The 12708-nt window shown below is 60.6% G+C and carries 11 protein-coding genes; 4 read left to right on the top strand and 7 right to left on the bottom strand.

The genetic code is table 11. The features are described from left to right. Together ribB and ACR3EK_RS05880 are read right to left on the bottom strand one after the other, a co-directional pair. Window positions 1-1122, bottom strand: a complete 1122-nt coding sequence (gene ribB, locus ACR3EK_RS05885) for a 3,4-dihydroxy-2-butanone-4-phosphate synthase (protein WP_480632916.1) — start codon at window positions 1120-1122, stop codon at window positions 1-3. A 116-nt stretch (window positions 1123-1238) separates the two neighbouring features. After that, window positions 1239-1826 (bottom strand): riboflavin synthase, encoded by a 588-nt coding sequence (locus ACR3EK_RS05880; RefSeq protein ID WP_480632915.1) that lies wholly within the window; start codon window positions 1824-1826, stop codon window positions 1239-1241. Between the two features lie 152 nt (window positions 1827-1978). Here ACR3EK_RS05880 and ACR3EK_RS05875 point away from each other — a divergent pair, with 152 nt between their 5' ends. From ACR3EK_RS05875 to ACR3EK_RS05865, 3 genes are all read left to right on the top strand, one after another. Further along, window positions 1979-3277 carry a capsule biosynthesis protein gene (locus tag ACR3EK_RS05875; RefSeq protein ID WP_480632914.1) on the top strand — a complete coding sequence of 433 codons (1299 nt, stop codon included), beginning with the start codon at window positions 1979-1981 and terminating at the stop codon, window positions 3275-3277. 92 nt (window positions 3278-3369) lie between these two features. Next, window positions 3370-4503, top strand: coding sequence for a polysaccharide biosynthesis/export family protein (locus ACR3EK_RS05870; RefSeq protein WP_315901692.1), 1134 nt, complete (start codon window positions 3370-3372; stop codon window positions 4501-4503). 3 nt (window positions 4504-4506) lie between these two features. Then, the gene (locus tag ACR3EK_RS05865) at window positions 4507-6507 is read left to right on the top strand and encodes a capsular polysaccharide biosynthesis protein (protein ID WP_480632913.1); all 2001 of its coding nucleotides are present in this window, start codon (window positions 4507-4509) and stop codon (window positions 6505-6507) included. A 9-nt stretch (window positions 6508-6516) separates the two neighbouring features. Here ACR3EK_RS05865 and ribD read toward each other — a convergent pair whose 3' ends face one another. The 4 genes from ribD to ACR3EK_RS05845 all read right to left on the bottom strand — a co-directional run bounded on the left by ribD (window position 6517) and on the right by ACR3EK_RS05845 (window position 9042). Then, window positions 6517-7602 (bottom strand): bifunctional diaminohydroxyphosphoribosylaminopyrimidine deaminase/5-amino-6-(5-phosphoribosylamino)uracil reductase RibD, encoded by a 1086-nt coding sequence (gene ribD, locus ACR3EK_RS05860; RefSeq protein WP_480634007.1) that lies wholly within the window; start codon window positions 7600-7602, stop codon window positions 6517-6519. An 11-nt stretch (window positions 7603-7613) separates the two neighbouring features. Beyond that, complete coding sequence (nrdR, locus tag ACR3EK_RS05855; RefSeq protein ID WP_039534475.1) at window positions 7614-8084, bottom strand: transcriptional regulator NrdR; 471 nt, start codon at window positions 8082-8084, stop codon at window positions 7614-7616. Between the two features lie 108 nt (window positions 8085-8192). Then, window positions 8193-8618 (bottom strand): secondary thiamine-phosphate synthase enzyme YjbQ, encoded by a 426-nt coding sequence (locus ACR3EK_RS05850; protein ID WP_480632912.1) that lies wholly within the window; start codon window positions 8616-8618, stop codon window positions 8193-8195. A gap of 22 nt (window positions 8619-8640) precedes the next feature. After that, on the bottom strand, window positions 8641-9042 hold the full coding sequence (locus tag ACR3EK_RS05845) for a hypothetical protein (protein WP_480632911.1): 402 nt from the start codon (window positions 9040-9042) through the stop codon (window positions 8641-8643). 412 nt (window positions 9043-9454) lie between these two features. Here ACR3EK_RS05845 and ACR3EK_RS05840 point away from each other — a divergent pair, with 412 nt between their 5' ends. After that, on the top strand, window positions 9455-10474 hold the full coding sequence (locus ACR3EK_RS05840) for a helix-turn-helix domain-containing protein (protein ID WP_480632910.1): 1020 nt from the start codon (window positions 9455-9457) through the stop codon (window positions 10472-10474). Window positions 10475-10661: 187 nt separating this feature from the next. Here the strand turns inward: ACR3EK_RS05840 and rpoD are convergent, their stop codons facing one another. Next, window positions 10662-12650: an RNA polymerase sigma factor RpoD gene (rpoD, locus tag ACR3EK_RS05835; protein WP_170339724.1), complete on the bottom strand. Its 1989-nt coding sequence runs from the start codon at window positions 12648-12650 to the stop codon at window positions 10662-10664. Between the last annotated feature and the right edge of the window lie 58 nt (window positions 12651-12708).

Below are 12708 nucleotides of genomic sequence, written 5' to 3'. Positions count from 1 at the left end.
TCAGTCATCCTTGAGAATCGAGCGGGTCCCGACGATGGACAGGCCAAAGGCGTCCAGACCCAGGTATTTCGTCTGCGGCGAGTCGGTCAGCAACACCAGTTCCTTGATGCCCATCTTGGACAGGATCTGCGCGCCCAGACCGGTTTGCTTGATGGTGCGCGGTCCTTCGTCCTCGGCCGCGTACAGCGAGTTGCGCGGGTTGCGGAACAGGCAGACCACGCCGCGCCCTTCGTCTGCGATCTTTTCCATCGCGCGCGGCAGTTCTTGCGGCGATTTCGGACCAAGACCCAGAATGTCCGAGGCCTCGTGCAGCGCGTGGGTGCGGGTCAGCACCGGCTCGGGCGTGCTGATGTCGCCCTTTATCATCACCACATGTTCGATCCCGTGGGTCTGATCGGTGAAGATCCGCATCTCCCACTCGCCGCCATATTCCGACGTGACCGTTCTGCGCGCGGTCTCGACCACCAGATTGTCGTGGCGCGCGCGGTACGAGATCAGGTCGCTGATTGTGCCGATCTTCAGCCCATGCTCCTTGGCGAATTCGACCAGATCGGGCAGTCGTGCCATGGTGCCGTCGGGCTTCATGATCTCGCAGATCACGCCCGAGGGGTTCAGCCCGGCCAGGCGCGAAATGTCCACGGCGGCCTCGGTGTGGCCGGCACGCACAAGCACCCCGCCCCGCTTGGCGCGCAGCGGAAAGACATGGCCGGGCGTGGCCAGATGCGCCATGGTGTTCTGCTCGTTGATCGCGGTGGCGATGGTCAGCGCCCGGTCGGCGGCCGAGATCCCGGTGCTGACGCCTTCGCGCGCCTCGATCGAAACGGTAAAGGCGGTTTCGTGCCGCGACGAGTTATTCACGGCCATCATCGGCAGGCCCAGACGGTCGATCCGCTCGGCCGTCATCGGCAGGCAGATCAGCCCGCGGCCATGGGTGGCCATGAAATTGATCGCTGCGGCATCGGCGAATTCCGCCGGGATCACCAGGTCACCTTCGTTCTCGCGATCCTCGTGATCAACCAGAATATACATCCGGCCTTGGCGCGCCTCTTCGATGATCTCTTCGATCGGGCTGATCGCGTCGCGCAGCTGGGCCTCGACCGGTCCGGGTGTTTCAAAGCTCATGGGGCAGCCTTTCACAGAGCAGGTGTTGCATCGCGGGATAGACCAGCGCGCGCGCAAAGGCCAGTCCGCAAACGAAGTGGGCCGTACCTAACGCGACGCAATTTCTTTGCTGGCGATCACGAAACTTCGGCCAATCGGGCCACATACCGGGCCAACGTGTCGATTTCCAGATTGACCCGATCTCCGACCTTGGCCGCGCCCCAGGTCGTCACCTCTTTGGTATGAGGAATGAAGTTGATCCCGAAATCGCACCCGTCGACATCGTTGACCGTAAGCGAAGTGCCGTTCAGAGCAACCGAGCCCTTTGGCGCGATGAAGCGCGCCAAATCGTTGGGCGCGCGCAGGGTCACGCGGGTGCTGTCACCTTCTTCGGCCATGGCGACGATCTCTGCGACGCCATCCACGTGTCCCGATACGATATGGCCACCCAATTCGTCACCCACCTTCAAGGCCCGTTCAAGGTTGACCCTTGAGCCCACCTTCCAGCCGTCCAGATTGGTTTTGGAAACGGTCTCGGCGCTGATCTGAACATCGTACCAGTCATCACCCAGCGCAATGACGGTCAGGCAAACCCCGTCGCTGGCGATCGACGCACCAATATCTATGCCGGATGTTTCATAGCCTGTCCGGATGCGTGCACGCAGATCGCCCTGCTGCTCCAACTCGATAATTGTGCCGATATCGGTGATGATCCCAGTAAACATTCCGTTAACCCTCTGCGCCTAAGCTGTGCCATGCAATCCACGCCGAGGTAAGGCCAAGTGGCGGGCGGAGCAAGCCCTGCCTTGCCCGGCTGGCCGCAAAAAGGCATAGTTTGTTCAATAAAACACGGGCAACCAGAATTCGAGCATCTGGCATGAGGCAACCGAAGGACAACTCCGACAGTCGCGTATTCCTGTTTCTGCAGGGGCCGCATGGGCCGTTCTTCAGCGGCCTGGGTCGCATGTTGCGCGCGGCTGGCGTGCAGGTGTGGCGTGTCGGGTTCAACGCCGGGGACCAGGCCTTTTGGTTCGATCGCGCCAGCTATATCCCCTATCGCAGCGGGCTAGAAAACTGGCCGGAAAGCCTGACGAACATTATCCTGTCGCGCGGTGTAACCGACATCGTGCTTTATGGCGATGTTCGCCCGGTGCACGCCGACGCGATCCGTACGGCGCGAAGCCACGGCATCCGTGTTCATGTGTTCGAGGAAGGGTACCTTCGACCTTGGTGGGTCACCTATGAACGCAATGGGTCAAACGGACATTCTCGCCTGATGGATCTGGAAATCGCCCAGATGCAGCAAGCGTTGCAAAGCTCGGGCGCCAAAACGCCCCCACCCCCGTCACATTGGGGGGATATGCGGCAACACATTTTCTACGGCGCACTGTACCACTGGTTCGTTCTGTGTGCGAACCGTGGGTACCGTAATTTCCGCCCGCACCGAGAAGTGCCTGTCTCAAAGGAATTCAAACTGTATTTCAAACGTTTGGTGCTCATGCCGATCCATCGACTGCAGCGCGTTCTCGCCACCTGGCGCGTAAGGCGCGGCGGGTTCCCCTATCATCTGGTGCTGCTGCAACTGGGGCACGACAGTTCGGTCCAGGCGCATTCAGACTTTTCATGCATGGCCGATTTCATCACCCCGGTGATGGAGGGGTTCGCCAAGGGCGCTCCGTCCCACCACCGCCTGGTCATCAAGGAACATCCCCTTGAGAACCAGCGCGAGCCGCTAAGAAGACGCGTCCAAGCACTTGCGCGCGAACTGGGCATTTCGGATCGCGTGCATTACGTGCCAGGGGGAAAGCTGGCGCGCCTTCTGGATCACGCGAGCTCGGCCCTGACCATCAACTCCACCGCCGGACAGCAGGCTCTGTGGCGCGGCATCCCTCTGCGTATCTTCGGCAAGTCGGTCTACGACAAGCCTGAACTGGTCTCGCATCAACCGATTGACGAATTTTTCAGGCACCCGCAAAAACCGGACACGGAAGCCTATCGAGCATACCGCCAATTCCTGTTGGAAACCAGCCAGGTGCCGGGCGGGTATTACTCGCGCGGCGGACGGCGCCAATTGCTGCGGCGGGTTGCTGACATGATGCTGCAGGCTCGCGACCCTTATCAGGCCGCGCCGACCGGAATCGCGACCATCACGCCACAGTTGAAAATCGTTGAATGACACGGTGCTTGGCTGGCTGGAACTTGAAGTATGAAACCGCTAGTTTGACCGCAAACCAAAAGACTACATACGAAACTCGAGGTATTTCGGCAGTGCAGCGTTTCCCTACTCGATGGATACGAGGGTTGTCCCTTGTTGCAGCCATTGGCCTACTGACAGCGTGCCAACTGCCCAAGGCAGGGCCGAACAAAACCGAAATTCTGGCGGGCTCGACAGTCAATGGCGGCAACGCCCACGTGGTCGAAGTTGATGACCGGGTGGCCCACGTCACCTCTGCGGTTCCACAGTTTGGCTTTCCCCCTGCCTTCCGGTCAGCACAAAGCGTAACATCCGACACCATTCGTCCCGGCGACGTGCTTGGCCTGACCATCTGGGAAAACGTCGACGACGGTCTGCTGGCTGGTGAAACCGGCCCATCGACCAATCTCGATGAGGTTCAGGTCGACAGCGAAGGTTTTATCTTCGTGCCCTATGCCGGCCGCTTGCGCGCCTCGGGCAACACGCCCGAGCAGCTACGCTCGCTGATTGCAGAAAAGCTGCGCGAGCAGACGCCTGATCCGCAGGTTCAGATCCGCCGCGTGGCGGGTGACGGTGCGACGGTCTCGGTAACCGGTACGATCGGCGCCTCTGGCATCTACCCGATCGAGCGCCCGACCCGCACGCTTTCGACGATGCTTGCCAGGGCCGGCGGCGTGGCGGTCGCCCCGGATATTGCGCTGGTCACGGTGATCCGCGGCAATCAGCGTGGCACCGTGTGGTATGACGATCTGTTCCGCAATCCTGAAACCGACATCGCACTGCGCGGCGGTGATCGCATCCTGGTCGAACAGGACACCCGGTCGTATATCGCGCTGGGGGCCACGGGTGGGCAATCCCGGGTCGCCTTCGACAGTCAGGATCTGTCCGCGCTGGAAGCGCTGGCGCAGGTTGGCGGCTTGCAATCGCTGTCCTCGGATCCCACGGGGATCTTCGTTCTGAGGGACGAGCGTGAAGATATCGCACGCAAAGTGCTGGGCCAGCCAAACCTTCAGGGCGAACAACGCGTGATCTACCTGCTGAACCTCACGGCGCCAAACGGTCTGTTTGTAGCACGTGATTTCGTGATCCGCGACGACGACACGATTTACGTGACCGAAGCCCCCTATGCACAGTGGACCAAGTCGATTTCGCTGATTGCCGGCGGTCTGACACCCGTTGCAAACGTCGCCACGCTGACCGGAAACTGAGGCATGAAACCCGGCGCCGACACTGCGGACGCCGAGGATCGAACGCGCCTGTATGTCTACAATGGCGGGTTTCTGACCCAACGCAGGGTCAGACGCATCCTGTCGCTGGCAGGATTCGACATTCGCGTTGGGCTTCCGCGTTCGGGCGACATGGTGGGCATCTGGGGCGAAAGCCCGACCGCGCACCGCGGAACCCGAGTAGCGAAAGACCGGAATATCCCGCTGTTGCGGGTCGAAGATGCATTCCTGCGATCCCTGCTGCCGGGGCGCGATCACGAGCCGCCACTGGGCCTGCTTCTGGAACGACGTGCGATGCATTTCGATCCGTCACAACCGTCGGACCTCGAAACTCTGCTGGCCACGCACCCGCTGGATGACACCGCCCTGCTGGATCGGGCGCGCGGCGCGATCGCACGGCTGAAGGAATCGCATCTGAGCAAGTATTCGGCCTGCGACCCGGATATCGCACCCCCGGATCCGGGCTATGTGCTCGTTGTCGATCAGATACAGGGCGATGCGGCGGTTACGGCAAGCCGGGGCGACCCTGCGCGGTTTCTCGAAATGCTGATCATGGCCCAAGAGGAAAACCCCGGCGCGCGTGTGATCATCAAGACCCACCCGGAAACACTGCAGGGTCATCGGCGCGGTTTTTTCTCGGCGGATGACGAAACTGACCGCGTCTCCCTGTTGGCGGATCAGATCAGCCCCTGGTCGTTGCTGGAAGGCGCGATTGGGGTCTATACCCTGTCCTCGCAACTGGGGTTTGAGGCCATTCTGGCCGGTCACAAACCTAGGGTTTTTGGGCAACCCTTCTATGCCGGGTGGGGTCTGACGCAGGACGAGATGCCTCTGCCGCGCCGGCAGCGCAATCTGACCCGCGCTCAACTATTCGCTGCCGCCATGATACTGTACCCGACGTGGTACGATCCCTATCGCGACCAGCTGTGTGAGCTGGAAACGGTGCTGGATACGCTTGAGGCCCAAAGCCGCGCCTGGCGACAGGACAGGCACGGCTGGACAGCATCTGGAATGCGTTTGTGGAAACGCAGGCATATCCAGCAAACCTTCGGGAAGTGGAAAAAAGTCCGTTTCGTGCCGGAACGGCCCTCGGCGTCCGACAGGCCGCATATGGTCTGGGCCAATCGTGATCTGGAAGCCGAAGATGTGGTCCGCGTCGAAGACGGTTTTTTGCGCTCGCGCGGGTTAGGGGCCAACCTTGTGCCCCCGCTTTCACTGGTGACTGACGACCTTGGAATTTACAACGACCCCACCCGACCCAGCCGTCTGGAAGAACTGATCACTGCTCGCGAAGAGTTGCGACCCGATCAGGAGATACGGATACGCCGCCTGGTGACGCAACTAACTGCGGCGGGACTAAGCAAATACAATACGGGCGGCAGTTGCCCGCCCCTGCCGGACGGGCACCGTATTCTTGTACCTGGCCAGGTAGAGGATGACGCCTCGATCAGGTTGGGCACCAGCGCGGTCCGCACAAATCTCGAGTTGCTGAACACCGTTCGCGCGGCCAATCCCGACGCAGTTCTGATCTACAAACCGCATCCGGATGTTGAGGCCGGGCTTCGCGACGGTCGAATAGACGCCGAGGGTCTTGCAGATGTGGTCCTCCACGAGGTCGACCCGGCACTGGTTATGCCAGAGGTTCATGAGGTCTGGACAATGACCTCACTGCTTGGGTTCGAAGCTTTGCTGCGCGGGATAAAGGTCACTACGCTTGGGGCTCCGTTCTACGCCGGCTGGGGCCTGACGACGGACCTTGGATCGGTCCCGGCCCGACGAGGCGCGCGACCGACGGTACTGGGCCTGGCCTACGCCACGCTCATCGACTATCCACGGTATTTCGATCCAGTCACTCGCGATGCCTGCCCGGCGGAGGTTGTCGCAGACCGTTTGGCGCATGGCCCGATTTCACCTGCTGGGCCGGCAATCCGGCTGCTGGCCAAGCTTCAGGGGGCTTTCGCGACACATGCGAACCTGTGGCGCTAGGGCGCGACGCTAACGCACTGGCCTGCGCCAGACATGCAGAACATCGCCACCCAAGTCCCGGGTTTCAACCAGCGAAAAACGGGGCGCGTCGCCCAGCTCCTCAAGCCCCATGGCACCAATTGCGGGCAAGCCTTCGGCCCCGACGGCCAAGCCCGCGCTGAAACCGACCAACTCGTCGACCAGATCATTTGCCAGCAGGGACGCGGCCAGAGCCGAGCCCCCCTCGCAGAAAACCCGGGTCAGACCGGCCTGCCCCAATTGGTGGAGCATGTCTGCAGCATCGATCCGGTGATCCTGCAAAGCGCAGGATATCAGCCGTGCGCCCAGTCCCTGCCACGCCGCGGCACGCTCGGGATCGGGCGACGGGCCGTGGCACAACCAAACGGGAATATCAGAGGCGGTTCGGGCCAACTGGCTGAGCAAAGGCAATTCGAGGTGACGTGAAACCACGACACGCACGGGCTGCCGGTCGATACCCAGATCACGAACCGTCAGCGAAGGATCGTCGGCCCGCGCGGTGCCCGCGCCGACCATCACCGCATCGTGCCGCGCACGCATGGCATGCACCGCCCGGCGGGCCTCGGGGCCGGTGATCCACTTGCTCTGCCCGGTCTCGGTTGCGATCCGTCCATCAAAGCTGCTGGCAAGTTTCAGCGTCACGAAGGGTCGGCCTTGCTCGGTCTTCATGAAAAAGCCCGCGTGATCCATTGCCGCCTGATCGCTCAGAACCCCGGTCGTGACCTCAATCCCGGCATCGCGCAACATGGCAAAACCCTGCCCCGCGACGCGCGGATCGCTGTCCTCGATCGCCGAAACCACGCGGGCCACTCCGGCGTCGATCAACGCCTGAGCACAAGGTGGCGTCTTGCCGTGATGCGAACATGGCTCCAGCGAGACATAAGCGGTCGCGCCGCGCGCCTGTTCGCTGGCCTGGGCCAGAGCCTCGGTTTCCGCATGAGGGCGACCGCCGGGCTGCGTCCACCCGCGCCCGACGATCCGGCCGTTTTTCACCAGAACGCATCCGACCGCGGGGTTGGGCCAGCAAGATCCTTGTCCGCGCCGCCCCAAGGACAGGGCCAGCGCCATGTATCGCATGTCTGTTTCGGTCACTCGTCAGTCGAGGGCTGCGGCGGGCGCAGTTCGTGGACGAACTCCTCGAAATCATCGGCCGCCTGGAAATTCTTGTATACGCTCGCAAAGCGAACATAGGCGACGGTGTCGATCCGCGCCAGAGCTTCCATGACGATCTCGCCGATCTTGTTGGACGGAATGTCGGTCTCACCCATGCTTTCCAGGCGCCGCACGATGCCGGATATCATCTGGTCGATGCGGTCCGGATCAATCGGGCGCTTCTGCATCGAAATACGGATTGACCGTTCCAGTTTGTCCCGGTCGAAATCCTCGCGTTTGCCATTTGTCTTGATGACCACAAGGTCACGCAACTGGACCCGCTCATAGGTGGTGAAACGGCCCCCACATGCGGGGCAGAACCGACGCCTGCGGATGGCCACGTGATCTTCTGCCGGACGTGAGTCCTTGACCTGAGTATCGATATTTCCGCAAAACGGGCAGCGCATCCGCCGTCTCCTCGTCCCTTGTTCCGCCTCTTTTTGTCAGCGCTGTGGCCGACTTATCCACAACTATAGGGCAGCCGCTAGAGTTTGGGTAGTCGGAAATTTCAACCGCTATATGCAGGGTCGCCCAAAATGCGCCACAACTCGGCGAACATGGGGCGCGGTCCGGTGTTCGAACAGGTAGATACCCTGCCATGTTCCCAAGGCAGGTTGCCCACGTCGGACCGGGATCGAAAGCGAGACCGGCATCATCGCCGCCTTGATATGGGCCGGCATGTCATCGGGCCCTTCATACGTATGTTTCAGATAAGACATCGACGGATGATCTGAGGGCGGAACCAACCGTGAGAAAAATGCCTGCAGGTCCGTCTGAACTTCGGGATCCGCGTTTTCCTGTATCAACAGTGAACAGGATGTGTGGCGGACGAACAGCGTCAGCAATCCGTCGGCCCCACTTGCGGACAGCCAGTCACGGATGTCGGAGGTGAACTCGTACAGCCCCTGCCCTCGGGTTTCGATGGTGAATTCGGCCTGCATCAACCGGGTGGCCCTGTTCGCGTCAGTTGAAGAAGGGGCGCACGTTGCACCGGGCATTCGCACCTTGGACCGATATGCTGTAGCCCGGTTGAAATCCCGAAACCACTACGCTGGGTTGCTGTGGCACGCCGCCTGTCGGCGGTTTGATGGAAAACTGCACCGCGGTCCGACGCCCGGTTGTCACACTGGGCCCATAGCCGCGCAAAACGTAAATCCGCTCCTGCCAGCCGGCCCCCAGTTTGCGCCGAGCAAAATCCGCCGCCGCGCACCAATACCCATCAACGTCCTGCCGGGCGCGGGGGATGACCTCAAAATCGGTGCTGTTCATCGGCTCGGTCCGGTACCCGTTCGGGGCGGCTTCAGTCTCGACCGGAACGGCTGCAACCATTGCCGCAAACGCGGCGCATGTCAGAATATGTTTCATTGCAAATATCTTCCCTGATTTCGACACGCAGCATAGCCTAGTTTTTCACCAAGCCCAGAACAGCGTCGTTCACGATGATTTCAGGAACAGTGCGCACGCGAGTGGTGCCTTGCGTCCGGGGAACTGGGACATTTGTTCAATGTGTGCCGGGGAGCCACAGATCGGTTGGTGTGACCAAATCCTTCGGCTCTGCCCGATCCCCACGGGACTGACCCGGCACGCGGCTGATCTATGACGGCCCTACCATCGAGTCTTTCTTTGCCCGGCCACGTCTTTGTGATCTGAAGCCATTTCCGGCGCAAATACTTGCGCCGTGTCTGACCCCGTGTGGGCACTGTCACCTCACAAAAACTATGCAAATGACAAAATTCGCTACATAATCCGGCCAATTCAGTGGGTTCCGGAGCGTGGCATGCAAGTCGATATCGCCAGAATTCAGCTGCTGGCGTCCGCGTTGCAGGCGCAGGCAGGGAATACTGATACGGTCGTTCGAGTCCTCGCCAAAAGCGGGCTGAGTGCGCAAGACCTCGCGCCGCCTGCAAAGCTGTACAGCGCCCACAGCGAGGCCTTGTTTGCCCGCCACGCTTGCGATGAACTCAACGACATCCTGTTCGGAGCGCGAACGGGGTTGCAGTTCAGCGCAACTTCCAGCCTGACGGCTTATATCAGCAAATATTCCCGAGATCTCCGGCAGGTTCTGGAGAACGCCAACCACTTCCACCGGCTGATTGATCCGGCCATCGCCGTGAGGCTGCATGAGTCCGGAAATTCGGCAACCATCGAGGCCAGGTGGAAGGACCCAAGCTTTTCGCGGTACCACCGGCGAACCGAGTTCCTCATGTTTGCCTGCATTGCCCGCCTGCGTGCTCTGACGGGGATCCCGATCCAACCGATCGAACTACGGTTTCAGCACAAGGTCGGCGCGCGAGAGGAAGACTATTCCAAACTCGGCAAATTCCCGGTGGTGTTTGGCGCGGAAAAGCTCGAGATCATTTTGCCGCAATCAACGCTCGACGTGCCCGTCCCGACCTACGACCCCAGCTTGCGACAGCACCTGATGGAATATGGTGACCGTCTGCTGCATGAAAACAGTGACGAAAAACAGACATTGCGGTCGCGGGTCGAAGGGCGGATCACCCAATCGCTTCCAGGAGCCATCGCCCGCGCCGAACAGGTCGCCAAGGATCTGGGCATGAGCCCGCGGACATTCGGTCGGCGCCTGACCGAGGAAGGCACCAGCTTTCGCGAAATTGTCGACGACCTGCGCTGCGACCTCGCCAGAACGTTTCTGAAGAACGACATGGGCCTTTCTGAGATCTCGTACAGCCTTGGCTACGCAGACCAGGCGGCGTTTTCGACTGCCTTCAAACGCTGGACCGGGCAATCTCCCAGCGCGTTCAAGGATCAGTCCCGGCGCAGAAAGCTTGCCTGACAAGCGGCCGGGGGTCATCAGCGTTGCCGCCTCGCCCCGACCTGTCCCATGAGTGGACACAAGCGATATGGTCCGCGAAAGCTCTGACCACTTGCGAATTCCCGCCAAACTGAATTCACGTTTGGCCGTCGTGAACCAAACCGCAGCTCAAATGAAAAAAGGCGCCTCGGTCGAGGCGCCTTTTTGATCACTGATCCAGGAAGGACCGCAGCTTTCGGCTTCGGCTGGGATGTTTCAGCTTGCGCAGGGCCTTGGCTTCGATCTGCCGGATACGTTCGCGCGTCACGCTGAACTGCTGACCAACCTCTTCCAGCGTGTGGTCGGTGTTCATGCCGATGCCGAAACGCATCCGCAGAACCCGCTCCTCGCGCGGGGTGAGCGAGGCCAGTACACGCGTGGTGGTTTCCTTGAGGTTTTCCTGAATGGCGCTGTCCAGCGGCAGCACGGCATTCTTGTCCTCGATGAAATCACCCAGCTGGCTGTCTTCCTCGTCCCCGATCGGGGTTTCCAGAGAAATCGGCTCCTTGGCGATCTTCATCACCTTGCGGACCTTTTCCAGCGGCATCTGCAGCTTTTCGGCCAGTTCTTCCGGCGTCGGCTCGCGGCCGATCTCGTGCAGCATCTGGCGGCCGGTCCGCACCAGCTTGTTGATCGTCTCGATCATGTGCACTGGAATACGGATGGTGCGCGCCTGATCCGCGATCGAGCGCGTGATCGCCTGACGGATCCACCAGGTCGCATAGGTCGAGAACTTGTAGCCACGGCGGTATTCGAACTTGTCCACCGCCTTCATCAGGCCGATGTTTCCTTCCTGAATAAGATCAAGGAATTGCAGGCCACGGTTCGTGTATTTCTTGGCGATCGAGATTACCAGGCGCAGGTTGGCCTCGACCATTTCCTTCTTGGCCTGACGCGCCTCTTTCTCGCCTTTCTGGACCTGCTGCACGATGCGGCGGAATTCGCTGATGTCCAGACCGACATACTGACCGATCTGCGCCATGTCGTTGCGAAGTTCCTCGACCTTGTCCGACGACCGTTCGATGAACATTTGCCAGCCCCGGCCCGGCTTTTGAGCCATGTCGGACAGCCAGTTGGGATCAAGTTCACGACCGCGATACTCGTCAATGAACTCACGGCGGTTGATGCGGGCCTGGTCGGCCAGCTTCACCATGGCGCTGTCCAGCGACATCACCCTTTTGTTGATGCCGTACAACTGATCGATCAGGGCTTCGATCCGGTTGTTGTGCAGATGCAGGCCATTCACCAGTTCAACGATCTCGGCGCGCAGCTTTTGATAGGTCTGCTCATCCTTGTCGCTGAACGACCCATCCTCGTTCAGAGTTGCCGAGATCCGGCTGTCCTGCATCTCCGAGAGCTTTGCGAAATCCGTCGAGATCCGCTCAAGCTGAGTCAGAACCTGATCTTTCAGTGCCGCTTCCATCGCGGCCAACGACATGTTCGCCTGATCGTCTTCGTCGTCGTCATCGTCGTTGGCAATCGGGTTGCCGTCGGCGTCCAGTTCGGGACCAGTGTCCTTGGCGGGCTTGGCGGCCGCGACAGTCGAGGTATCCACCACCGGCTCTTCTACGTCGCCATCCTCGTCCATCTGATTGCCGAACGTCGCTTCCAGATCGATGACATCGCGCAGCAGGATGTCCTCGGACAACAGTTCGTCATGCCAGATCGAGATCGCCTGGAAGGTCAGCGGGCTTTCGCAGAGCCCGAGGATCATGGTGTTGCGACCGGCTTCGATCCGTTTCGCGATGGCGATTTCGCCCTCGCGGCTCAGCAATTCGACCGACCCCATCTCGCGCAGATACATGCGCACCGGGTCATCGGTCCGGTCCAGCTTTTCGGTTTGCGCACCGGCCAGCGCAACCTCACGGTTGCTGTCGGTGGTGACCAGATCGGTCGAGCCCTTCTGCTCTTCCTCCTCGGCCTCTTCGTCTTCGATGATGTTGATGCCCATCTCGGACAGCATCGACATCACGTCCTCGATCTGCTCCGAACTGACCTGATCCGGCGGCAGGACCTGGTTGAGCTGATCGTAAGTGATGTAGCCTTTCTCGCGAGCCTCGGCGATCATCTTCTTGACCTGGGCCTGGCTCATGTCCAGCGAGATTTCCTGTTCCTGGTCGTCGGACTTCCGTTCCTCGTTGGTATCCTTGGCGGCCATTCAGTGCTCCTGCAGGGATGGGTGATTCGATGGAACCGAATCATTAGCGCGTAGAAGT

The organism is Ruegeria sp. BC8 (genome assembly GCF_056535705.1).
The sequence above is the reverse complement of the archived record's forward strand: the minus strand, read 5'-3'. Positions and strand labels throughout refer to the sequence as shown.

What these genes read in the sequence shown, in the direction of transcription:
- ribB (WP_480632916.1), bottom strand. Translation starts at nt 1,122, where the DNA reads ATGAGCTTTGAAACACCCGGACCGGTCGAGGCCCAGCTGCGCGACGCG.
- ACR3EK_RS05880 (WP_480632915.1), bottom strand. Translation starts at nt 1,826, where the DNA reads ATGTTTACTGGGATCATCACCGATATCGGCACAATTATCGAGTTGGAG.
- ACR3EK_RS05875 (WP_480632914.1), top strand. Translation starts at nt 1,979, where the DNA reads ATGAGGCAACCGAAGGACAACTCCGACAGTCGCGTATTCCTGTTTCTG.
- ACR3EK_RS05865 (WP_480632913.1), top strand. Translation starts at nt 4,507, where the DNA reads ATGAAACCCGGCGCCGACACTGCGGACGCCGAGGATCGAACGCGCCTG.
- ribD (WP_480634007.1), bottom strand. Translation starts at nt 7,602, where the DNA reads ATGCGATACATGGCGCTGGCCCTGTCCTTGGGGCGGCGCGGACAAGGA.
- nrdR (WP_039534475.1), bottom strand. Translation starts at nt 8,084, where the DNA reads ATGCGCTGCCCGTTTTGCGGAAATATCGATACTCAGGTCAAGGACTCA.
- ACR3EK_RS05850 (WP_480632912.1), bottom strand. Translation starts at nt 8,618, where the DNA reads ATGCAGGCCGAATTCACCATCGAAACCCGAGGGCAGGGGCTGTACGAG.
- ACR3EK_RS05845 (WP_480632911.1), bottom strand. Translation starts at nt 9,042, where the DNA reads ATGAAACATATTCTGACATGCGCCGCGTTTGCGGCAATGGTTGCAGCC.
- ACR3EK_RS05840 (WP_480632910.1), top strand. Translation starts at nt 9,455, where the DNA reads ATGCAAGTCGATATCGCCAGAATTCAGCTGCTGGCGTCCGCGTTGCAG.
- rpoD (WP_170339724.1), bottom strand. Translation starts at nt 12,650, where the DNA reads ATGGCCGCCAAGGATACCAACGAGGAACGGAAGTCCGACGACCAGGAA.